19 protein-coding genes are annotated in these 19547 nt (G+C 70.3%); 11 read left to right on the forward strand and 8 right to left on the reverse strand.

The features are described from left to right. Window position 1 precedes the first annotated feature (1 nt). Both ACWEQQ_RS13570 and ACWEQQ_RS13575 read right to left on the reverse strand, forming a co-directional pair. Complete coding sequence (locus ACWEQQ_RS13570; protein ID WP_452340832.1) at window positions 2–1282, reverse strand: aminotransferase class V-fold PLP-dependent enzyme; 1281 nt, start codon at window positions 1280–1282, stop codon at window positions 2–4. A gap of 128 nt (window positions 1283–1410) precedes the next feature. After that, on the reverse strand, window positions 1411–1986 hold the full coding sequence (locus ACWEQQ_RS13575; RefSeq protein WP_452348422.1) for a DUF2599 domain-containing protein: 576 nt from the start codon (window positions 1984–1986) through the stop codon (window positions 1411–1413). A 237-nt stretch (window positions 1987–2223) separates the two neighbouring features. Between ACWEQQ_RS13575 and ACWEQQ_RS13580 the strand changes: the two genes are divergently transcribed. Continuing rightward, on the forward strand, window positions 2224–2682 hold the full coding sequence (locus ACWEQQ_RS13580; protein WP_354833010.1) for a hypothetical protein: 459 nt from the start codon (window positions 2224–2226) through the stop codon (window positions 2680–2682). 89 nt (window positions 2683–2771) lie between these two features. Here ACWEQQ_RS13580 and ACWEQQ_RS13585 read toward each other — a convergent pair whose 3' ends face one another. After that, complete coding sequence (locus tag ACWEQQ_RS13585; protein WP_452348423.1) at window positions 2772–4502, reverse strand: GMC oxidoreductase; 1731 nt, start codon at window positions 4500–4502, stop codon at window positions 2772–2774. A 100-nt stretch (window positions 4503–4602) separates the two neighbouring features. On the opposite strand from ACWEQQ_RS13585, the gene ACWEQQ_RS13590 reads away from it, so the two are divergent. Further along, window positions 4603–5280: a MerR family transcriptional regulator gene (locus ACWEQQ_RS13590; RefSeq protein WP_452348424.1), complete on the forward strand. Its 678-nt coding sequence runs from the start codon at window positions 4603–4605 to the stop codon at window positions 5278–5280. Between the two features lie 20 nt (window positions 5281–5300). Here the strand turns inward: ACWEQQ_RS13590 and ACWEQQ_RS13595 are convergent, their stop codons facing one another. From ACWEQQ_RS13595 to ACWEQQ_RS13605, 3 genes are all read right to left on the reverse strand, one after another. Further along, on the reverse strand, window positions 5301–6665 hold the full coding sequence (locus ACWEQQ_RS13595; protein ID WP_452348425.1) for a family 1 glycosylhydrolase: 1365 nt from the start codon (window positions 6663–6665) through the stop codon (window positions 5301–5303). A 322-nt stretch (window positions 6666–6987) separates the two neighbouring features. After that, complete coding sequence (locus tag ACWEQQ_RS13600) at window positions 6988–8307, reverse strand: family 1 glycosylhydrolase (RefSeq protein WP_452348426.1); 1320 nt, start codon at window positions 8305–8307, stop codon at window positions 6988–6990. Window positions 8308–8431: 124 nt separating this feature from the next. Further along, window positions 8432–8941: a hypothetical protein gene (locus ACWEQQ_RS13605; RefSeq protein ID WP_452340823.1), complete on the reverse strand. Its 510-nt coding sequence runs from the start codon at window positions 8939–8941 to the stop codon at window positions 8432–8434. Between the two features lie 108 nt (window positions 8942–9049). Here ACWEQQ_RS13605 and ACWEQQ_RS13610 point away from each other — a divergent pair, with 108 nt between their 5' ends. From ACWEQQ_RS13610 to ACWEQQ_RS13620, 3 genes are all read left to right on the forward strand, one after another. Then, complete coding sequence (locus tag ACWEQQ_RS13610) at window positions 9050–9808, forward strand: hypothetical protein (RefSeq protein ID WP_452348427.1); 759 nt, start codon at window positions 9050–9052, stop codon at window positions 9806–9808. Window positions 9809–9924: 116 nt separating this feature from the next. After that, window positions 9925–10374, forward strand: coding sequence for a helix-turn-helix domain-containing protein (locus tag ACWEQQ_RS13615; protein WP_452348542.1), 450 nt, complete (start codon window positions 9925–9927; stop codon window positions 10372–10374). 84 nt (window positions 10375–10458) lie between these two features. Continuing rightward, complete coding sequence (locus ACWEQQ_RS13620) at window positions 10459–11202, forward strand: aquaporin (protein WP_452348428.1); 744 nt, start codon at window positions 10459–10461, stop codon at window positions 11200–11202. On the opposite strand, the gene ACWEQQ_RS13625 is transcribed toward ACWEQQ_RS13620, so the two are convergent. Together ACWEQQ_RS13625 and ACWEQQ_RS13630 are read right to left on the reverse strand one after the other, a co-directional pair. Then, window positions 11199–12170, reverse strand: coding sequence for an aldo/keto reductase (locus ACWEQQ_RS13625; RefSeq protein WP_452348429.1), 972 nt, complete (start codon window positions 12168–12170; stop codon window positions 11199–11201). The genes ACWEQQ_RS13620 and ACWEQQ_RS13625 overlap by 4 nt on opposite strands. Window positions 12171–12258: 88 nt before the next feature. After that, a complete protein-coding gene (locus tag ACWEQQ_RS13630; protein ID WP_452348430.1) occupies window positions 12259–13008 on the reverse strand; it encodes an IclR family transcriptional regulator in 750 nt (249 codons plus the stop codon). A gap of 205 nt (window positions 13009–13213) precedes the next feature. Here ACWEQQ_RS13630 and ACWEQQ_RS13635 point away from each other — a divergent pair, with 205 nt between their 5' ends. From ACWEQQ_RS13635 to ACWEQQ_RS13660, 6 genes are all read left to right on the forward strand, one after another. Next, on the forward strand, window positions 13214–14251 hold the full coding sequence (locus ACWEQQ_RS13635; protein ID WP_452348431.1) for an NrtA/SsuA/CpmA family ABC transporter substrate-binding protein: 1038 nt from the start codon (window positions 13214–13216) through the stop codon (window positions 14249–14251). A 1-nt stretch (window position 14252) separates the two neighbouring features. Beyond that, window positions 14253–15224 (forward strand): ABC transporter permease, encoded by a 972-nt coding sequence (locus ACWEQQ_RS13640; protein WP_452348432.1) that lies wholly within the window; start codon window positions 14253–14255, stop codon window positions 15222–15224. After that, window positions 15221–15991 (forward strand): ABC transporter ATP-binding protein, encoded by a 771-nt coding sequence (locus ACWEQQ_RS13645; RefSeq protein ID WP_452348433.1) that lies wholly within the window; start codon window positions 15221–15223, stop codon window positions 15989–15991. The genes ACWEQQ_RS13640 and ACWEQQ_RS13645 overlap by 4 nt, the downstream gene beginning before the upstream one ends. Next, window positions 15988–17013, forward strand: coding sequence for an ABC transporter substrate-binding protein (locus ACWEQQ_RS13650; protein WP_452348434.1), 1026 nt, complete (start codon window positions 15988–15990; stop codon window positions 17011–17013). The genes ACWEQQ_RS13645 and ACWEQQ_RS13650 overlap by 4 nt, the downstream gene beginning before the upstream one ends. Window positions 17014–17122: 109 nt before the next feature. Then, on the forward strand, window positions 17123–18358 hold the full coding sequence (locus ACWEQQ_RS13655) for an LLM class flavin-dependent oxidoreductase (protein WP_452348435.1): 1236 nt from the start codon (window positions 17123–17125) through the stop codon (window positions 18356–18358). After that, window positions 18355–19524 carry an LLM class flavin-dependent oxidoreductase gene (locus ACWEQQ_RS13660; protein ID WP_452340813.1) on the forward strand — a complete coding sequence of 390 codons (1170 nt, stop codon included), beginning with the start codon at window positions 18355–18357 and terminating at the stop codon, window positions 19522–19524. The genes ACWEQQ_RS13655 and ACWEQQ_RS13660 overlap by 4 nt, the downstream gene beginning before the upstream one ends. The last annotated feature ends 23 nt before the right edge of the window (window positions 19525–19547 follow it).

Below are 19547 nucleotides of genomic sequence, written 5' to 3' on the forward strand. Positions count from 1 at the left end.
GTCAAGAGACCTCCTCGGCAATCGTGGCGACACACTCGATGAACCGGTCGATCTCGTCGACGGTGTTGTAGACGTGGGTGCTGACCCGCACCGAGTCCTCGTCCATCGGCACATCGTCGGCGGGCACACAGTGCGCACCGGTGCGCACCAGGAACCCGAGCTCGCTGAGCACGAACCCGAGATCGGTGGCGCTGATCCCGTCCAGGGTGAAAGACACGATCCCGTAGCCGGTTTCGCACGGCGCGTGCGCCGGACCCGGCAGGAACTCCACGCCCGGTATCGGGCGCAATCCCGCGATCAGCCGCTGTGTCAGCGCCCGATTGTGGGCCGCGACGGCATCCAGGCCCAGGTCGTCGAGCACCTCGAGGGCCGCGCCGAGCGCGAGAATGCCGGGGATGTTGTGGGTGCCGCCCTCCAGCAGCTGCGGCATCGAACCGGCCAGCAGCCCCGAATCACCCAGCGACACCGCCGAATTGCCGCCCGGCAGAAACGGTGTCAGCTCATCGTGGCGCCGGCGGCGGCAGTACAGCACGCCGGTCCCGGGCGCCCCGAACATCTTGTGCGCGGAGAACACCGCGAAATCCGCGTCCAGCTCCGCCACCCGCACCGGCAGATGCCCGCCGGACTGGCTGCAGTCGAAACACAGCGCGATCGCCGGATCGATGCGCCCGCGCAACTCCTCGAGGGTGGTCAGCGCCCCGAACACGTGATGCAGATGCCCCACGGTGATCAGCCGGGTGCGCGGGGTGATGCGCGCGGCCACATCCTCGACATCGGCCTCGCCCAGCTCGGTGACCCGGTAGGGCACCAGCCGGATCGTGCGCCCGAACCCGCCCAGCAGCCGCCGCAGGTGATGCCACGGATACACGTTCGAGGCGTGATCGCGTGGGCTGTAGAGGATTTCGTCGCCGTCGCGCAGCGTGGTCAGCCCCCACGACAGCGCCACCGCATTGAGACCGGCCGTGGACCCGCCGGTGAACACCACCTCATCCGGTGCGGCCCCGATGAATTCGGCCATCCGCTCGCGCACCGTCTCGATGCGATGGGTCAGGCTGCTCGCCCACGGGTAGGTGCCGCGTCCGGCATTGGCGGTGCGTTCACTGTGATAGCGGTGTACCGCGCGGATCACCGGCAGTGGCTTCTGGGTGGTGGACGCCGAATCGAGGTAGATGTCGGAGGTTTCGGTCAGCGCGGGGAAGAGCCTGCGCAGGGGCGGGCGCGCCGGTCCCCGGGCGGCGGCGGGCGGCGTGGGCGTTGAGGTCGCGGCTGCGGAGGCGCGCACCGGAACCCTCCCTCCCAGGAGTTCGCGCTGGACGTCACCAACGATACGCACATTTGCCGGTGCGCTCGAAGGTTCTCGCGGGCAACCGCTTTCGTCGGTACGGCTTCGTTACCGCATCGAACGACCGCTCAGCGTTCGGGTCCGCCCGGATTGCACAGCGCCGCCACGGTCGCGTCATACCCCACCGCGGGACGCCACGGTTCGAGATTCCAGCTGGTCTTGTCCGGTTGGACCACCCGTGCCCACTCCCAGTGGCAGCGGAACTGGTCGTACATGCCGGGGGAATCGGCGTCGGGCGCGGAGGTGAGCACCTCCTGCCAGGCCCGCCCCAGCGCGGCGGGGAAGGTGTCGGCGCGCCCGGCCTGGGTCGGATAGACCCGCAACCGGCGGCCGTCGGAATCGTCGGACCATTGGGTGTGGTCGATGAGCGGCTGATCCGGGAACGGATCCACCGCCGGCGCCCCGGGCGTGGTCGGCGACGGATTCGCGACCGGCGCGGACGAACCGGTGGGCTGGGGTGTGTCGGTGGCCTGGGCGGAGGCGGTGGGCGGAGAACCGGCGACCGTCGAGGGGTGCGGCGCCAGCGTCAGCGAACTCACCACCACCGGCGGCGAATCCTCGGCCGCCCCGCAACCGGTCAGTACCAGTGCCAGCGCGAGCACAGGTGGGCCACCCGCGAGCTTCCAGCGCCGCCGCATGGGCATTCGCCCCTTTCTTCCGATCCGTCGGGCCTGGATCCGACGCTACCAGCGGTGATTACGCACATACCGTACTCGCGGGTAGCTAGGAACTTCGGCGTTCCGAATCCGCCCGCGCTGGTGCATTGGCCCAGACAGCACCTACGATGTCACGCGCAGGGCGGTTCGTGAAAGAGAGGACCGTCCGGCACCCTTGGTACCGGATGGTTGCTGACTGGCAGGGGAACAATGAACGCCGCGACTGTGAAATTGCTTGTGTGGGAGTGCGACAACACCCTGTGGGACGGGGTGGTCTGCGACTCCACCGCAGGCGCGCTGCGCGCCGAGGCCGCGCGCTCGCTGCGCATCCTCAACGAGCGCGGCGTCATGCACGCCGTCGCCTCCCGCGGCGAATGGGCCTGGACGGTAGAGCAATTGCGCCGCCACGGCGTGGCCGAGCGCTTCGCCGCCGTCGAGGTCGGCTGGGGCCGCAAGTCCGCGGCCATCACCCGCATCGCCGAAACCCTGGGCGTGGGCCTGGACCAGGTCGGCTACATCGACGCCGAACCGCTCGAGCGCAGCGAGGTCGCCCACGCCCTGCCACAGGTGCGCTGCTACGCCGCCCGCCACGTGGATGTGCTTGCCGCGCTGCAGGAATTCCGCGCCCCCGTCGGCGACGTCCCGCCGCCCACCTCCCCGATGGCTCACATCCACGCCCGCTGACCAGCGTGCTGTCACAGCGCTGACCAGCGCAACGTCACAGGCCCGCCGATCGGAAACGATCGACGGGCCTGCGCTGTAGCCGGTGTGGATCAGGCGGGGGTGGATTCGGGCCCGCCGCTGCGGATCTCGACGATGGGCAGCACCAGCGCCGCCGGGGCGGTCGCCGGGACCATCGGCTGCACCGGTGCGACGGGTGCGATGCGGGCGTAGCCCGCGGCCTGCGACGGGCGGGTGTCGGCCTCACCCTTGTTGGGCCACAGCGCCGCCGCGCGCTCGGCCTGCGCGGTGATGGTCAGCGACGGGTTCACGCCCAGGTTCGCCGAGACCGCCGCACCGTCGACCACGCTCAGGGTCGGATAGCCGTAGACGCGGTGGTAGGGGTCGATGACACCGTGGTCGGCGTCCGCGCCGATCGCCGCGCCGCCCAGGAAGTGGGCGGTCAGCGGGATATTGAAAACCTCACCCCAGGAACCGCCGGCGACTCCGCCGATCTTGTCCGCGACGGCGCGGGTGACCTGGTTGCCGACCGGGATCCAGGTCGGATTCGGTTCGCCGTGGCCCTGTTTGGAGGTCAGCTTGCGCCCGAACAGGCCCCGCTTGGTGTAGGTGGTGATGGAGTTGTCCAGATGCTGCATGACCAGCGAGATGATGGTGCGCTCGCTCCAGTTGCGCACCGACAGGAACTGCAGCAGCGTCAGCGGGTGCAGCAGCACCGTCCAGAGGAACCGCAGCCAGCGCGGGATCTTGCCGCCGCCGTCGACCATGAGCGTCTGCAGCAGGCCCATCGAGTTCGAGCCCTTGCCGTAGCGGACCGGCTCGATGTGGGTGTCGGGGGTGGGATGGATCGAGGAGGTGATGGCCACGCCGCGGGTGAAGTCCACATCCGGGTTCACCTTGCGGGTGGCCGCGCCCACGATGGACTCGGAGTTGGTGCGGGTCAGCATGCCCAGCCGCGGCGAGAGCTGCGGCAGCACGCCCTGGTCGCGCATGGCGAACAGCAGCTGCTGGGTGCCGCGGGTGCCGGCGGCCAGCACCACGTGCTTGGCGGTGTAGGTCTTGGGCTGTTTGCGCAGCCAGGCGCCGGTGCGCTCGGTTTCCACGTCCCAGGTGCCGTCGGGCAGCGGTCGCACGGTGGTGACCGTGGTCATCGGGAAGACCTGCGCGCCACCCTTTTCCGCCAGGTACAGGTAGTTCTTGACCAGGGTGTTCTTGGCGTTGTGGCGGCAGCCGGTCATGCACTCGCCGCATTCGATGCAGCCGGTGCGGTCCGGGCCCGCGCCGCCGAAGAACGGGTCGGGCACGGTCTTGCCCGCCTCGCCGAAGAACACGCCGACCGGGGTCTGCACGAAGGTGTCGCCCACGCCCATGTCCTCGGCGACCTGCTTGAACACCTCGTCGGCGGGGGTCATGTGCGGGTTGGTGACCACGCCGAGCATCTTGCGGGCCTGGTCGTAGTAGGGCATGAGTTCGTCGTGCCAGTCGGTGATCTCGCGCCACTGCGGGTCCTGGAAGAACGGGGCCGGGGGCACGTAGAGGGTGTTGGCGTAGTTCAGTGAGCCCCCACCCACGCCCGCGCCCGCGAGGATGAGGACATCGCGCAGCGGGTGGATGCGCTGAATCCCGAAGCAGCCCAGCTTCGGCGCCCACAGGAACTTGCGCAGGTCCCAGCTGGTGTCGGGGAGCTGGTCGTCGGCGAATCGCTGACCGGCCTCGAGCACACCGACGGTGTAACCCTTCTCGGTGAGGCGCAGTGCGCTCACACTGCCGCCGAATCCTGACCCGACGATGAGCACGTCGAAATCGGTGTCGCGTTGGGTCATGGACTCTCCCTTGTCGTCGTCGACAGTGTGGCGGCGGTTACGCTAATGCGGACAGTTGTAACTGTCAACGTTTACCGGTAGCGGTATCTATGCTGTTCGGGTGGATCGATACAGCCGTCTGCAACTCGCCGAACTCAGCGGTGTGGCCGCCCGCACCATCCGGTACTACCACTCGGTCGGCGTGCTGCCCAGGCCCGGCCGGGCCGGCAAGGAAGCGGTCTACGGTCCCGAACACCTGGAACGGCTGTACGCCATCACCGCCATGCAGGCGCGCGGGCTGCGCCTGGACGCGATCCGCGAGGTGTTCGAGGCCGAGGTGCCCGCAGACGGCGACTGGCGTGAGGTCTTCGATCCGCGCTACAGCGCCGAGGCCGACACCGGCACGATCCTCGACGACGAGGCCCTGACCGAATTGCTCGGTGATCGTCGCCCCGAGATCCTCGACGATCTGCTCGGCGCGGGCTATCTCGAGCGCGTCGGCGAGCGCTGGCGGGTGCCCGAACCGGCCATGCTCACCGGAGCGCTCATCCTCTACGACGTGGGCACCGACATCGCCCTGTCGGGCGTGCTGCGCAAGCTGATCCGCGCCCATATCGCAACCCTGGCCGACGAGATGATCCGCGTCATCCGCGAGGCCGCGGGTGCGGAGTACAGCGGCGAGGGCGTGGACCTGGATCTCGATCGCTTCCGCGACCGGTTCCGGGCCGCGGCCCGGGAGGTCGGCGGGGTCACCCTGGTGGAGGAGATCGAACGCGCGGTGCGTGAACTCGACCGCTGAACCCCGTCGCGGCGGCCGCTTCAGGGGGCCGGGGCCACGCTGGGGACGGTGACGGGGGAGTCGCAGCTGGCGGGCGGATCCACCAGGTGGCAGTCCGAGGGGAGGCGGACCGGCTCGTAGCCGGCGGGCACGCCGCCCGCGGTGATGATCTGGCGGTAGGTGCCCACGGCGTCGGTGGGCTTGCGGGTCAGGCTCGGATCGGTGAGTACGTCGACGGAGTAGAGGCCGAAACGCGGTGTGTAGGAACCCCACTCGTAGTTGTCGGTGAGACTCCAGTAGTTGTAGCCGACGAGGTTCATGCCGTCGGCCTTGGCCCGCTGCAGCCAGTAGACGGTGTCGCGCAGGTGATCCGAGCGGGTGTAGCCGTCGGCGCGGGGTTGGCCGTTCTCGGTGGGCATCCCGTTCTCCACCACCCACAGCGGCTTGCCCGGGAACTTCTGCGAATAGTGTTGCAGCGCATAGTAGATGCCCTCGGGCCGGATGGGCAGCTCCCACATCCCGGGCGGCGGGGCGGCCGAACCGTCGGGCAGGTTGACGGCATTGGTCTTGGGCGGCTCGAGGCCGAAGTAGTAGTCCACGCCGATGAAGTCGAGCTTGTCGCCGATGCGGTCCATGAGCGGGCCGTTGACCTGCGACTCCGAACCGGCCACATACCCGACATTGCTGGTGACCAGCGCCTTGGGTTGCACCTGGTGGATGTAGTCGTAGATCTGATTGTGCACCTGGGCGACCTTGTCGAGCATCTGGTCGGCGTCGGTGCCGTTCTGGCGCACCTCGTGCATGATGTAGGCGACCGGCTCGTTCACCGTGACCCACACCGGATTTCGCGAGGCGTAGCGGTCGACCACCTTGCGGGCATTGGCCAGCCAGTCGTCCACCATGCCGGGATTGCGCCAGCCGCCGCGCTCGGCCTCCCAGCCCGGATACACCCAATGGTCCAGTGTCAGCATGGGTTCCATGCCGTTGGCCACGATGTCGTCGACGAGCCGGTCGTAGAAGGCGAACCCGTCCTCGTCCCAGACCCCGGGCTCGGGCTGCAGCCGCGCCCATTCGATGCCGATGCGGAACACCTTCGACCCCAGGCTCGCGGCCAGGGCGACGTCGCCGGGGTAGCGGGAGCGGAAGTCGATGGAGTCGCGGTAGCGGTCCCAGCCGGGATTGGCGTCGATGTAGTGCATCCAGTTGCTGTCGGGCGCATGCCCCTCGGACTGGAATCCCGATGCGGCCACGCCCCAGAGGAAGTCCGGGCCCAGACTGCCGCGCGTGCCGGCCGCGGCCGCGGGCGGGGGTGCGGCCGGGGTGGCATGGGCGACGCTCGCTACCGGGAGCAGCATCGCGGCGGCCGCGAGCCCGGCCAGGACGAGGCGGTGCAGTCGTCTGCGCATCGAGGCTCCTCCTCCGGGACGGGTGGTCGGAATGTCCCGAATCGGAGCGTAGCTGCCGGTTAACTGAATTTCGGGGCAGCGGCGGGCGTGTCGCGCTGTGCGACCGGTCTCCCCGAGCCCCGGTCGGTGTCCGGGTTTCCGGTCCGGAAAACCCGTTCGGGGCCGTCACCAGCCACTTTACCCGGTTGCGCGCGATCTGCGGTGTCGGTGCCGGTCGATGGACGCCTACCGTTTCGAGTCGTACCGGCCTGTGGCCCAAGCAGTTCCACGAGGGGGAGTCACAGTCCGGCGCAACCAGTCGGCTGTCGCGCGTGTTGCGGAATCAGCGGGGCGGGGTGACCGGGTCGGCGCAGCTGTCGAGGGCGTCCACCAGCGAGCAGGACACGGGCGGGCGGGTCGGCAGGTAGCCGGCGGGCACGCCGGAGTCGTGGGTGATGGCGCGGTAGGCGTCCACGGCGTCGGTGGGGCGGCGCGTCAGGCTCGGATCGGTGCGTACGTCCACCGTGTAGAGGCCGAAACGTGGTGTGTAGGAACCCCACTCGTAGTTGTCGGTGAGACTCCAGTAGTTGTAGCCGACGAGGTTCATGCCGTCGGCCCTGGCCCGCTGCAGCCAGTAGACGGTGTCGCGCAGGTCGTCGGCGCGGGTGTAGCCGTCGGCGCGGGGTGCGCCGTTCTCGGTGGGCATGCCGTTTTCCACGAGGTAGAGCGGTTTGCCGGGGAAACGGTGGGCGAAGTGGCGCAGCGTGTAGTACAGGCCGTCGGCCTGCAGCGGCAGCTTCCACAGCGCCGAGGAGGCGAAATTGGTGTACTCGGCGGCCGTGTCGGGCGACAGACCGTAGTAGTAGTCGATGCCGACGAAATCCAGCTTGGCCGCGATCGCATCGAGCATGGCGCCGTTGACGATCGGGTCCGCGGCGGGCACGTAGGCGACATTGCTGGTCACCATGGCGTCGGCCCGGCGGGCGTGGATGTAGTCGTAGATGCTGTTGTGTGCCTGCGCGAGTCGCGCCTGCATGGCCGGCACGTCGGCGGCGGGCAGCCCGCCGTTGCGGACCTCGTTCATGATGTAGGCGAAGGGCTCGTTGATGGTGACCCACATCGGATCGTCGCCGGCGTAGCGGTCGACCACCGTCCGCATGTTCGCCAGCCAGTCCTCGACCATGCCCGGATTCGCCCACCCGCCGCGATCGGCTTCCCATCCCGGGTACACCCAGTGGTCGAGGGTGATCATCGGCCGCATCCCGGCGGCCCGGATGGCCGCGATCACCCTGTCGTAGAAGGCGAATCCGTCCTCGTCCCACACCCCCGGCTGTGGCTGCACCCGCGCCCATTCGATGCTGAGCCGGTAGGTGTCGACGCCCAGATTCGCGGCCAGTGCGATATCGGAGGCATACCGGTTGTAGAAGTCGACGCTGTCGCCGTAGCGGTCGTAATCCGGGTGGGTGTCCACGTACCGGCGCCAATTGCTGTCGGGCGCATGGCCTTCGTTCTGGAACCCCGCCGCGGCCACACCCCAGTGGAAGTCGGCGCCCAGTGCGGGCAGCTCCGCTGCCGCGGGCACCGCACCGGCGGGAGCACCGGTCGCGAACAAGGCGGTGGCGGCGGCCAGGATGGCAACGGCATGGCGGCGGTGCGTGCGCATGGGCTCCTCATTCGGCGGGCAGCGAATCGGGCAGGCGTCCGGCATTATTGCCGACGCGCGCCCACCCAACCCGAGGTTCGACCGAATAGTCCGGTCCTCTCGGTGGCGGACACGGCGAGGACGCTCACTCGGCGGGCTGGTCGCCGTGCGGATTCGGGCCCCAGCCCGGCCGGCCGGGGCCGCGGTGCTGCGGGTGGTCCGGACCGCCCGGTTGCCCGGGCCCGCCGAAGGGCCGGCCCGGAATATGCGGCATACCAGGCATTTTCGCCCAGTCGGGCGGCTCCGGCATGGGCGGCAGCTGTGGCATCTCGGGCATGGGTGGCACCGGCGGGATCTGGATGCCCGCGGCGGGCCCGCCGAAGCGCTGGAATGCGGCTTGGCGTGAGGTGCCGAAGATTTCGCCGATCTCGGCCCAGGTGCGGCCTTCTTCGCGGGCCTGGCGGACCAGGGAGCGCAGCACATCGTCCACGACGCCGTCGAGGCTGCGGGCCGCGCGCAGCGCCGCCATGACCGACGGCGCGGGCTTGCCGTCGCCGGGCCGCAGCACCTCGGCGACGAATTCGGCATTGGTGGACAACAGTTTTGCCAGGACCGCGCGTTCGTCGGCGGGGTCTCTGTGTCGGGGATCGGTCATGTGTAAATGCTGGCTTTACACGAAAGCGTCTGTCAAGGAACGATTTACACGCCCGTGGATACTGGTCATTAGCTGAAAGAGGGGCGGTGTGTTTGCCACGCCTATAACGTGTTCGTCAGAGATCAGGAGGTGCTGGGTGAGGACACCGACGACATGACCGATCCCGAGAGATACGCGGCCGAGCACGAGCTGTTCGAGCTGGTCCGCAAGGCCGGATTCGAGGGCCCGGCCTGGAAACTGCTGGCGGACAGTCTGGTTCGCCACGCATTGGCGGTGCTGGGGCCATGGGTGCGCACCGGCTGGATCTTCTCGGTGGCCGAGCAGAAGCGCATGCCGCTGCGTCCGACCGCGCAGGAACGACTGCTGGTGGAGACCCGCTTCGCCGAGGACTTCGTGCAGGAGACCATCACCCGCGCGCTGCAGCGCTTTCGCCGCAATGCCCGCGACGGCGACGGCTGGAATGCCGACGGCGGCCTCAGCCTGGGCAGCTACTTCATCGGCGCGTGTGTACCGGCCTTCGTCGAGCACTTCCGCCGCAGCCGCCGCACCGGCGACCTCTATCGGTTCCAGGCCACGTCCTCGGTGGCCATCGTCACCGAGGACGGCCCGGACCTGATGGAGGTGCTGGCCTCCACCGAGGACGTGGCCGGTGCGGTGGTGGACCGGCTGGCCTTCCGCAGCCGCCTGACCGGCCTCGGCGACCGCGACCGCGGCCTGGTGTGGGGCAAGGCCATGGGCCTGACCGGCCGTGAAATCCAGCACCTGTTCGACTTCCCGTCCGTGAAGGCGGTCGAACAGCGCTGGGCCCGGCTGAAAAGCGACCACGGCTGGATGACCGGCCTCGACGGCAAGGAGGCGGCCGAATGAGCCCCGACCACGCCCCGGACCCGGTGGCCCGCGTCGCCGAGCTGCTCGAGCGGTCCTCGCTGAACGAGCCCGCGCTGCAACGGCTCTATGCCCGCATCCCGCGCCGCGCCGCCGAACTGCACGCCACCCCGGCCACCGTCCCCGCGCCCGCGTCCGGATTCGCGGCCCGGCTCAACAGGCTCTTCGAGGTCGTGGCTGCCCCGGGCGAGCGCCCGCACACCAACGCCGAGGTGGCCGCCCAGCTGACCGCGTGGGGCCACCCCATCTCCAAGCCTTATCTGAGCCAGCTGCGCTCGGGCGTGCGCACCGATCCCTCCCGCGAGACGATCGCCGCGCTGGCCCGCTTCTTCCGGGTCCGGTCGGCCTATTTCGCCGACGACGCCTATACCACCGCCGCCAACCGGGACTCGGAATTGATCGCCCGGCTGCAGTTCCAGGGCCTGCGCAAATTGTCCACGCGGGCCTTCGAGCTGAGCGAGGAGTCCCAGCACCTGCTGACCGCCATGGCCGATCGCCTGCGCGTCACCGAGGGGCTGCCCGAGGTGGGCGGCGGCGGGGTCGATTGATCGCCGAGCCCGGCCGCGCCTGATATACGAGATATCTTGCGGCGACGCGGTCCTGCGCAGGCGCCGGTCTGTCACTGTGTCCGGGTGCCGAACCACGACCGTCCGCTGATCGATCCCGCCCCCGACACCGCGCCCGCCCAGGCCGGACCGTCGCTGGGGCGGCGCTCGGTGGCCGAGTTCGCCGGAACCGCGGCGCTGGCGGCGGTCGTGATCGGCTCCGGGATCGCGGCCGAACAGCTCTCGCCCGGCGATCTCGGACTGCAGCTGCTGGAGAACTCCACCGCCAGCGCCTTCGGTCTGGCCGTGCTGATCCTGGCGTTCGGCCCGATCTCGGGCGCCCACTTCAATCCCGTGGTGTCACTGGCGGATTGGCTGGGCGGACGGCGGCAGCGCAGCGGGCTCGGCACCCGGGAACTGGGAGCCTATGTGGCCGCCCAGTGCGCGGGCGCGATCGTCGGCGCCCTGCTGGCCAACGCCATGTTCGACCGCACTCCACTGCAGATCGCGACCCACCATCGCGTCACCGGCGGCCACCTGCTCGGCGAAATCCTCGCCGCCGCCGGCCTGATCGCCGCGGGCTTCGCGGCCGCCCGCCACGGCCGCGGTGCGAGCGCCGCAGCCGTGGCCGCCTACCTCGGCTCGGCCATCTGGTTCACCAGTTCGGGGTCCTTCGCCAACCCCGCGCTCACCGTGGGCCGCATGCTCTCCGACTCCTTCACCGGCATCGCCCCGGCCTCGGTGCCCGCGTTCGCCGCGGCCCAGATCCTCGGCGGCCTGGCCGGTTTGAGCCTGATGACCCTGCTGTACCGGCCGGCCGGGGCCGACTAGGGGTTGCGCGTGGTCGAGGGGACCGCGAAGGAGGTGCGGTCACCCGACCAGCCTTCGGGCGGGACCAGCTCGTCGAGCTCGGCGAGATCCTCGGCACTGAGCTCGACCGCGGCGGCCGCGGCATTCTCCAGAATGCGCGCCGCACGGCGGCTGCCGGGAATCGGCATGATGTCCGGTCCCTGCGCCAGCAGCCAGGCCAGCGCCAGCTGCCCGGCCGAGATACCCAGGCGCGCGGCCAGTTCCCGCAGCGCCGCCACCTGTGCGAGATTCTCGTCGAGATGCTCGCCCTGGAAGCGCGGGTCGTTGCGCCGGAAGTCGCTGTCCGCGACCGTGGCCGAATCCAGTGTGGCAGTGAGCAATCCGCGCCCGAGTGGGCTGTAGGGCACGATCCCGACCCCGAGTTCACGTGCCACCGGAACGATATCGCGCTCGGGCGCCCGCCACAGCATCGACCACTCGAACTGCACCGCCGCGATCGGATGCTCCGCCACCGCCTCCCGCAGTTGCTGCGGGGTGGCCTCGGAAATGCCCAGGTGCCGCACCTTGCCGGCCTTCACCAATTCCGCCATGGCTCCGACGGTCTCGGCCACCGGCACCTCCGGGTCGATCCGGTGCAGGTAATACAGGTCGATCGCCTCGCGCCCGAGCCGTTGCAGCGATTCCTCGCAGTACCCGCGCACATGCTCGGGCTTGCCGTCGAGTCCCACGCCGGTCTCGGTCCGCACGATCCCGAACTTGGTGGCCACCAGGGCGTTCGTCCCCGCCAGCGCCTGCCCGACCAGCCGCTCGTTGTGCCCGCGCCCATAGCTCATCGCCGTATCGAACACGGTGATTCCCGCCTCCACCGCGTCCCGGATGGCCGCGGCGGACTCCGCGTCGTCGGCTGCCCCGTACCCCTGGGAGAACCCCATGCACCCCAGGCCGATCGCCGACACCGTCAAACCATTCCCGAGCCGCTGTTCACGCATGCCGCCCATCGTGTCAGCCGCGCCCGCCGTCCACCAATCGGAACTCGAATGAAATCCATTGACTGCCAGATGGATCGGTGCATCCGGGTCAGTCGGCGGCGGCGAACCGGGCGGCGATGTCGGCGGCGGTGATCTTGGCCAGATCGACCAGGAACGGGAGCCGTTCGGGAATCATGAGCGTGGTCGTTCCGCGCAGCCCCAGCGCGAACCGGCAGGGCGCGCCGGGCGTCAGGATGGGGACGGCCAGCGTGCGGAAGCCCGGATCGAGCTCCTCGTCGTTGTAGGCGTAGCCGCGTTCGCGGGTGCGGACCAGCTCGCGCCGGAGTTCGGCCGGGGTGGAGACGGATCGGGCGGTGCCCTCGTCGTAGGGCAGCGCGGCCAGCTCGACGTCGCCGGCGTCGTTCCACGCCAGCAGGGTCTTGCCGAGCGCGCTGGCATGCAGCGGCAGCCGGACGCCCTGGAGCCGGTGGCCGTCGGTGTCGCGCCAGCGGCTGGTGGCCAGCAACACGGCGTGGATGCTGTGGCGCAGGGCGATCGAGACGCTGGCGCCGGTGGTCGCGGCGAGCTGTTCGAGCGCGGGTTCGGCCAGATAGATGCGGTGCTGGCGATAGGCGATCTGACCGTATCCGGCCAGTGCGCCGCCCATGCGGTAGCGGCCGGAATCCTCGCTCTTGTCCAGGAATCCGGCCTGCACCAGCGCGGTGAGCAGCCGGTGGGTGGTACTGACCGCCAGTCCCTGCTGCCGTGCGACCTCCGAGACGCCGCGCTCCGCACCGTCGCGGAAGCAGTCGAGGACCGACAGGGCACGGGCGACGGTCTGCACTCCGGAGGCTTCCACGGTTGGGACGGTAGCACGGCGTGCCGGTCCGGCAGACCCGAGCTTTCCACTATTCGGAAAGCTGAAAGGCAAATGGCCATAAGGCCTTCGGTGGAGGCCTGTCAACCCTTCCAATCCTCGGAATGGATTACCTCGCTCCGGTCGCGTGGGATCCCTACTGTCCCAGGGCATCGCTGGACCGTTCCGAATCGAAGAGGTGCCCACCATGTTCCGCACGCGACGGCCACACCGTTGGCGTCACGCCCTCGTCCTGGCCCCCGTCGTCGCCCTGCTCGCCGCGTGTGGCTCCGGCTCGACCGACACCGGTTCCGGTGAGGTGGTGCTCAAGGTCGTCGACCCTGGCAATGCCGGGCCGCTGGCCGTCGGCAAACGCGACGGCACCTTCGACAAGGCACTCGCGCCACTGCACGCCCGCGTCGAATGGGTCACCACCACACCGGGTTTCAGCTCCATGCTGAAGCTGTTCAACACCAAGGAGCTCGACGTCTCCGACGCCGCCTTCAGTCCGGTGGTGGGCGCGCTGTCCAAGGATGTCGCCGTGCGCATCGTGTCGGTCTCCGATCCGGCGGGCAAGGATCAGAGCGGCATCCTGGCCGCCCCGAACTCGGGCATCCACTCCGTCGCCGATCTGGCCGGGAAGCGGGTCGCGGTGAATCCGGCGGGCAAGGGCGAGTACATCCTGCTGCAGGCCCTCGCGCAGGCCGGGGTGCCCGCCGACAAGGTGACGCGAGTTCCCTTGCAGCAGAAGGACGCCGCCACCGCCTTCGCCACCGGCAAGGTCGACGCGTGGGCCTCGTTCCTGGTGCCCTATCAGGAGGCCAAGGCCAACGGCGGCGTCGAGATCGCCACCGAGCAGTCCATCGGATCCAAGGACAACACGGTGTTCGTGTTCCGCACCGAGGTCGCCGACGAGCACCCCGACATCGCCGCGAAATTCCTGCAGACGGTGCAGCAGCTCACCACCCGGCAGCGTGGCAATCCCGCCGACTTCCAGAACGTCTTCGACAAAACCGGCCCCCGCGCGCTGAGCGGCCCGCGCCTGACCGACGCCATCCGCCTGGGCGGCGATGCGACCGTGCCGCACCTCCCGACCGACAGCGACGCGGCCGATCTCGCCACCATCGTCAAGCTCTTCCGCGACAACGGCGTCATCTCCCGCGACATCACCGCCGCCGACATCTTCTACGACCTGAAGTCCACACTCAGCCCGGACCAGCTGGCCGGGCTGCAGCCGGGGCGCTGACATGGCCACTTCCGCCCCGCAGCGGGCCTCGGGTATCGACGACGACTCTTTCAGCACGACCGAGAATGAGAACGTTTCGGCCGCAGCCGATCCCGCCTCGGGCGCGATCGGTGAGAACGCGGCCGGCCGTGCAACCGCGGCCGCCCCGGACCCGGGCGGGGATCGATCCGGATTGGCCCCGCCCCGGGCGCGGGTCGAACGGCGCAGGCCCGCATGGGTTTCGCTGCCGCTGCGATTCGTGCTGCCCGCGCTGATCATCGCCGCCTGGTGGATCGGGTCGGCCACCGGGGCATTGTCGCCGCAGGTACTCGCCGGTCCGCCCAAGGTGTGGTCGGCGTTGCTCGAGCTGGCCCGCAACGGCCAGCTGACGGACTTCGCGCTCGCGTCGTTCACGCGCGCCGCGCTCGGCGTCGCGCTCGGTGTGACGGCCGGCATGGCGCTGGGCCTGCTGGCCGGATTGTCCAGTCTCGGTGAGGAACTGGTGGATTCGACCCTGCAGATCGTGCGCGCGGTTCCGTTCCTGGCGCTGGTGCCCTTGTTCATCGCCTGGTTCGGCGTCGACGAGCTGTACAAGGTGCTGCTGATCGCCGTCGCGACGGTGGCCCCGATGTACGCCTACACCTACCTCGGCGTCCGCAATGTGGACCGCAAGATGGTGGAGGCCGCCCGCGGTTTCGGGCTCACCGGAGTCCGGCTGGTCGCCGAGGTGATCCTGCCCGCCGCGCTGCCGGGGGTGCTCATGGCCCTGCGAGTGTGCCTGTCCATCAGCATCACCGGCCTCATCGCCGCCGAACAGGTGGGCACCACCGAGGGCGTCGGCTATCTGGTGACCCTCGCCCAGGAATACAACCGCACCGACTACATGGTGCTGTGCGTGGTCCTGTACGCGCTGCTCGGACTGGTCTTCGACGGCGCGGTGCGGCTGGCCGAGCGGCTGGCCATGCCGTGGCGGCGACAGGTGGCCATGCGATGACGACCCCGCACGCCATCACCATCCCGCACGACACCGCGTCGCCACTGGCGGTCTCGATCACCGGACTGCGGAAAGCCTTCGGCGAGAAGGTGATCCTCGACGGTGTCGACCTGACCATCCGCCGCGGCGAGTTCGTGGTGCTGCTGGGCCCCAGCGGCACCGGCAAGACCACCCTGCTGCGCCTGCTGACCGGACTCGAGCAGCCCGACGCCGGCGAGGTGCTGGTCCCGCCCGCCCGCACCACCGTCTACCAGGAGCCACGCCTGGTTCCGTCCAAGCGGGTGCTGGCGAATGTGACCATCGGGCAGCGCCGTTCGCGTGCGACGCGCGAAGCCGGGTTGCGCGCGCTGGCCGAGGTGCAGCTCGCCGGCAAGGCCCGGCAATGGCCCGCCACGCTCTCCGGCGGGGAGGCCCAGCGGGCCGCCCTGGCCCGGGCGCTGGTCCGAGCACCCGATCTGCTGCTGCTCGACGAGCCGTTCGCCGCACTCGACGCCCTCACCCGCCTGCGCATGCAGGACCTGGTCGGCGACCTGGTGGCCCGTCACCGCCCGGCGGTGCTCATGGTCACCCACGACGTGGACGAGGCGGTACGGCTGGCCGATCGGGTGCGCATCCTCGACCGCGGCCGCTTCGCCGTGGATCAGGCCATTGACCTGCCGCGACCGCGCGACCACACCGATCCGGCCGCCCTGCGCTACCGGTCCGCGTTCCTCGCCCAGCTCGGCGTCCACCGTCCGGGCACCGAAAAACCCAGGAGCACTTCATGACCGACACCCTCTGGTACACCCGCTGCCCGGTCCCCACCGCCAGCGGCCTCGCCCACAGCCTCGGCTGGCTCGGCGACACCGCCGAACACAACGGACTGGCCTTCGGCGTCCTCCAGGACGCCGCACCCGAACTCGCGATCCGCCACTTCGACCACGATCTGGCCGGCCTCATCCGCGAGGGCGGCAATGTGCCCGCCCTGGCCGCCCGCGCCCAGGGCTTGCCGACCCGGCTCATCGGCCTGACCTGGATCGACGAGGCGCAAGCCATTGTGGTGGGCCCGGATTCGCCGGTCACCTCCGCCGCCGAGCTGGCCGGGCTGCGCGTCGGCATTCCGGCCTGGGCGCGGGACCGGGCGCGCAGCTTCCCGCGCGCCATGGCCCTGCACGGTTTCGCCAGTGCCCTGCGCCTGGGCGGCCTGACGCTGGCCGACGTGCGCGTCATCGAGCTCGGCGTGGAGTCGAATCCCCAGGTGCGCACCGAGATCCAGCAGCGCGAGCGGCGCCTCACCTGGGGCGTGGCGGAGCTGCTCGACGGCACCGTGGACGCCATCTACGTCAAAGGCGCACGCGCACAGGAGGTCGCCCGGCAACACGGGCTGCGGATCGCGGTCGACCTCGACGCCACCGAGTCCAAGCGGCTACGCGTCAACAACGGCACACCCCGCCCGCTGACCGTCCACCAGCACCTGCTCGACATCCGCCCCGACGTGGTGATCGGCTTCCTCGCCCAGACCCTGCGCGCCGCCGACTGGGCCACCACCCACCGCGACGCCGCCGCTGAAGTCCTGCAACGCGAAACCCTGTCCGGCCCCGAGGGTGTCACCGCCGCCTACGGCACGGACTTCAACATCGGCCTGCACCCGTCGCTGTCCGATGAGCGCCTCGAGCTGCTCGCCGTCCAGCAGCAGTTCCTCTACACCCACGGCTTCCTCGCCGCCGACTTCGACCTCGGCTCCTGGATCGCCCCCGAACCCCTCGAGCAGGCGCGCGCCCTCGTCGCCGCCGGACAGGCCGCAGCATGACCGAACCCCGATGGCGTTCAACCGCTCCCGCCGACCTCGCCGCGCGCCACAGGCGCGGCACGCGCAGATCGACCAGCGCCACCGCCCGCGCCGCCGCGGAGGTGCGCGCATGACCGAGTACCTGTGGCGGTTGCCCAGCCGCGGCGACGGCCGCCGCGCCGATGCCGGGCTGCGACACCGCGGCCGGAGTGGCAGTCCGATCCCCGCCGTCGATGCCGATCGGAATCGGGCCGGGCGCAACGTTATCGGAGGCGCGTCGGACCAGGGCCGAGCACCCGCTCTCGGCGTGGTCGGCGCTGGTTCGGCCGAGGCAGGCGGCTCGGCGAGCGTCGAGGCCCCCACGGTGGATCGTGCCGTGACCGATGTCCGAGCCGGGCGGTTCGGGCCGTTCGACGACCTGCACCAGGTGGTGCACGCCGCCGAGTTGTCCGGTCTGGACGGGGTAGTCGCACCCTACGACCCGGCGGGCGAAGAGTCGTGGATCGTGGCGGGCGCGGCGCTGCGGGCCACACGGCACACGCGCGTCGTCGTCGACTTCCATCCCGGCTTCGGAACACCGGTCTACGCGGCGAAGGTTTCGGCGTCCCTGCAACGGTTCTCGGCGGGGCGACTGGGCTGGCGGCTGGCGGTGGACACCGACGCCGACGACGCACGACAGCGCGGTGACCGCGTCACCGGGGACGATCGGTACGCGCGCGCAGCGGAATTCCTCACCGTGGCACGCGGTGTCTGGAACGAGAACCCGGTGCCCGCGGCCGGATTCCGCGGCACCGGGTTCGACTACGCGGGGGAGTACTACGACGTCATCGACGGCGGATTCCGGGGGATCCTGTCCGGCCTGACCTTCCCGGCGGTGTACCTGAGCGGGGATTCGACCGCGGCGCTGGAACTTTCGGCACGTCACGGCGATGTGCACGTCTTCACCGAGACGCCGCAGGGCCTCGACGCGTCCCTCACCGAACTGCGGGCGCTGTCCGCCACGGCCGGGCGCAGCGTGCGGGCGGGCGTCGAGGTGCCCGTCATCGCCCGCGAGACCGAGACCGAGGCGTGGGCCCGGGTCGAAAGGCAATGGCGCGAACTGTATCCCGACGGGCCGGGTGCGGAGGCGCTGGACCTCGGTGACGGGCGCTGGGCGGGCTTCACCCAGCTGGGATATCCGCAGGCCATCGGCTTGGTCGGCAGCTACGAGCAGGTGGCGCGGCGATTGCGGGCGTACGCCACGGCCGGTGTCGACACCGTGGTGCTGTCCGGGCACCCGCACCTCGAGGAGGTCTACCGCGCCGGGGAACACCTGCTGTACCTGGCCGACCCGACCGGCCGCACCCTGAAGGAGGCCACCGCATGACCATCGACATCTATTGGCGCATCGGCATGGAGGGCGATCACGCCTCACTGCGCACCCCGCGCCGCTACAACCGCGGCCACGCGGGCGGCTACGGTCCCGGCAATATCGCCCCGGCCGTGCGCGCGGGCGAACTCGACGGCTACAGCTACCTCGATCACGCCGCGGCCGTCGCCCGCGCCTCGGAATCGGCCGGGTTCCTCGGTGGCCTGCTGCCGTCGTTCCCCATCACCGAAGACCCGTGGGCGGTGGCCGCCGCCCTGGCCCGCGAGACCACCACCTACCGGTTCATGGTCGCCTTCCAGCCCGGATTCCTGCACCCGGTGCAGGCCGCGCGGATGTCGGCCAGCCTGCAGCGCGCCACCGGCGGGCGGCTGGTCTACAACATCATCAGCGGCGGCGGGGGACCGGCCCAACTGTGGTGGGGCGACAAGGTTTCCCACGACGACCGCTACGCCCGCACCAGCGAATTCCTCCAGGTGCTGCGCGGCGTATGGGACGGCGAACCCCTCGACCACGAGGGCCGCTTCTTCCGCACCGGGGGCGCGGCACTGCCGCCCGCCCTGGCCGGGCAACCGTTCCCGGAGGTGTACTTCTCCGGCTCCTCACCCGCCGCCGTGCAGGCCGCGGGCCGCCACGCCGACTACTACCTGTCCTGGCTCGAGCCCTTCGCCGACCTGCGCGCCAAATTCGACGGCGTGCGCGCGCACGCCGAACGCACCGGCCGCACACCGAAGTTCGCCGTCCGCATCGACATCGTGGCCCGCCACACCGCGGAGGCCGCCTGGGCCGAGATCGAGCAGGGCTGGACCTTCGTCGATCGGGACGCCGCCAACCGCGCCGCCCAGGGCGACTCGGTGGGTGCGGCCCGCATCCAGGGCTGGGTCCCCGAAACCATTACCGGCTATCGGGATCTGGAGGTCCAGCCCAATGTCTGGTGCGGGTTCAGCCTGATTCGCGGCGGCCCGGCCTTCGGCCTGGTCGGCAGCTACGAGCAGGTCGCCCAGCGCCTCGACGAACTCATCGACCTGGGTGTGGACGCGTTCATCCTGGCCGGGAACCCGCACCTGGAAGAGGCGTACCGGGTGGGTGAGGAGGTGCTGCCGCTGCTCGGCCGCTCCCGCCTCACCGTACCCGGCCCGGCCGGCACTCTCGCCGCCACCCGCTGACCACCGTGACCACATCCCCGAAA

This window comes from Nocardia sp. NPDC004123, assembly GCF_053603795.1.

Excerpts from the sequence above, each read along its gene's own strand:
- ACWEQQ_RS13575 (WP_452348422.1), bottom strand. The coding sequence starts at position 1,986 with ATGCCCATGCGGCGGCGCTGGAAGCTCGCGGGTGGCCCACCTGTGCTC.
- ACWEQQ_RS13625 (WP_452348429.1), bottom strand. The coding sequence starts at position 12,170 with ATGCGTGAACAGCGGCTCGGGAATGGTTTGACGGTGTCGGCGATCGGC.
- ACWEQQ_RS13635 (WP_452348431.1), top strand. The coding sequence starts at position 13,214 with ATGTTCCGCACGCGACGGCCACACCGTTGGCGTCACGCCCTCGTCCTG.
- ACWEQQ_RS13585 (WP_452348423.1), bottom strand. The coding sequence starts at position 4,502 with ATGACCCAACGCGACACCGATTTCGACGTGCTCATCGTCGGGTCAGGA.
- ACWEQQ_RS13655 (WP_452348435.1), top strand. The coding sequence starts at position 17,123 with ATGACCGAGTACCTGTGGCGGTTGCCCAGCCGCGGCGACGGCCGCCGC.
- ACWEQQ_RS13645 (WP_452348433.1), top strand. The coding sequence starts at position 15,221 with ATGACGACCCCGCACGCCATCACCATCCCGCACGACACCGCGTCGCCA.
- ACWEQQ_RS13595 (WP_452348425.1), bottom strand. The coding sequence starts at position 6,665 with ATGCGCAGACGACTGCACCGCCTCGTCCTGGCCGGGCTCGCGGCCGCC.
- ACWEQQ_RS13605 (WP_452340823.1), bottom strand. The coding sequence starts at position 8,941 with ATGACCGATCCCCGACACAGAGACCCCGCCGACGAACGCGCGGTCCTG.
- ACWEQQ_RS13640 (WP_452348432.1), top strand. The coding sequence starts at position 14,253 with ATGGCCACTTCCGCCCCGCAGCGGGCCTCGGGTATCGACGACGACTCT.
- ACWEQQ_RS13660 (WP_452340813.1), top strand. The coding sequence starts at position 18,355 with ATGACCATCGACATCTATTGGCGCATCGGCATGGAGGGCGATCACGCC.
- ACWEQQ_RS13650 (WP_452348434.1), top strand. The coding sequence starts at position 15,988 with ATGACCGACACCCTCTGGTACACCCGCTGCCCGGTCCCCACCGCCAGC.
- ACWEQQ_RS13600 (WP_452348426.1), bottom strand. The coding sequence starts at position 8,307 with ATGCGCACGCACCGCCGCCATGCCGTTGCCATCCTGGCCGCCGCCACC.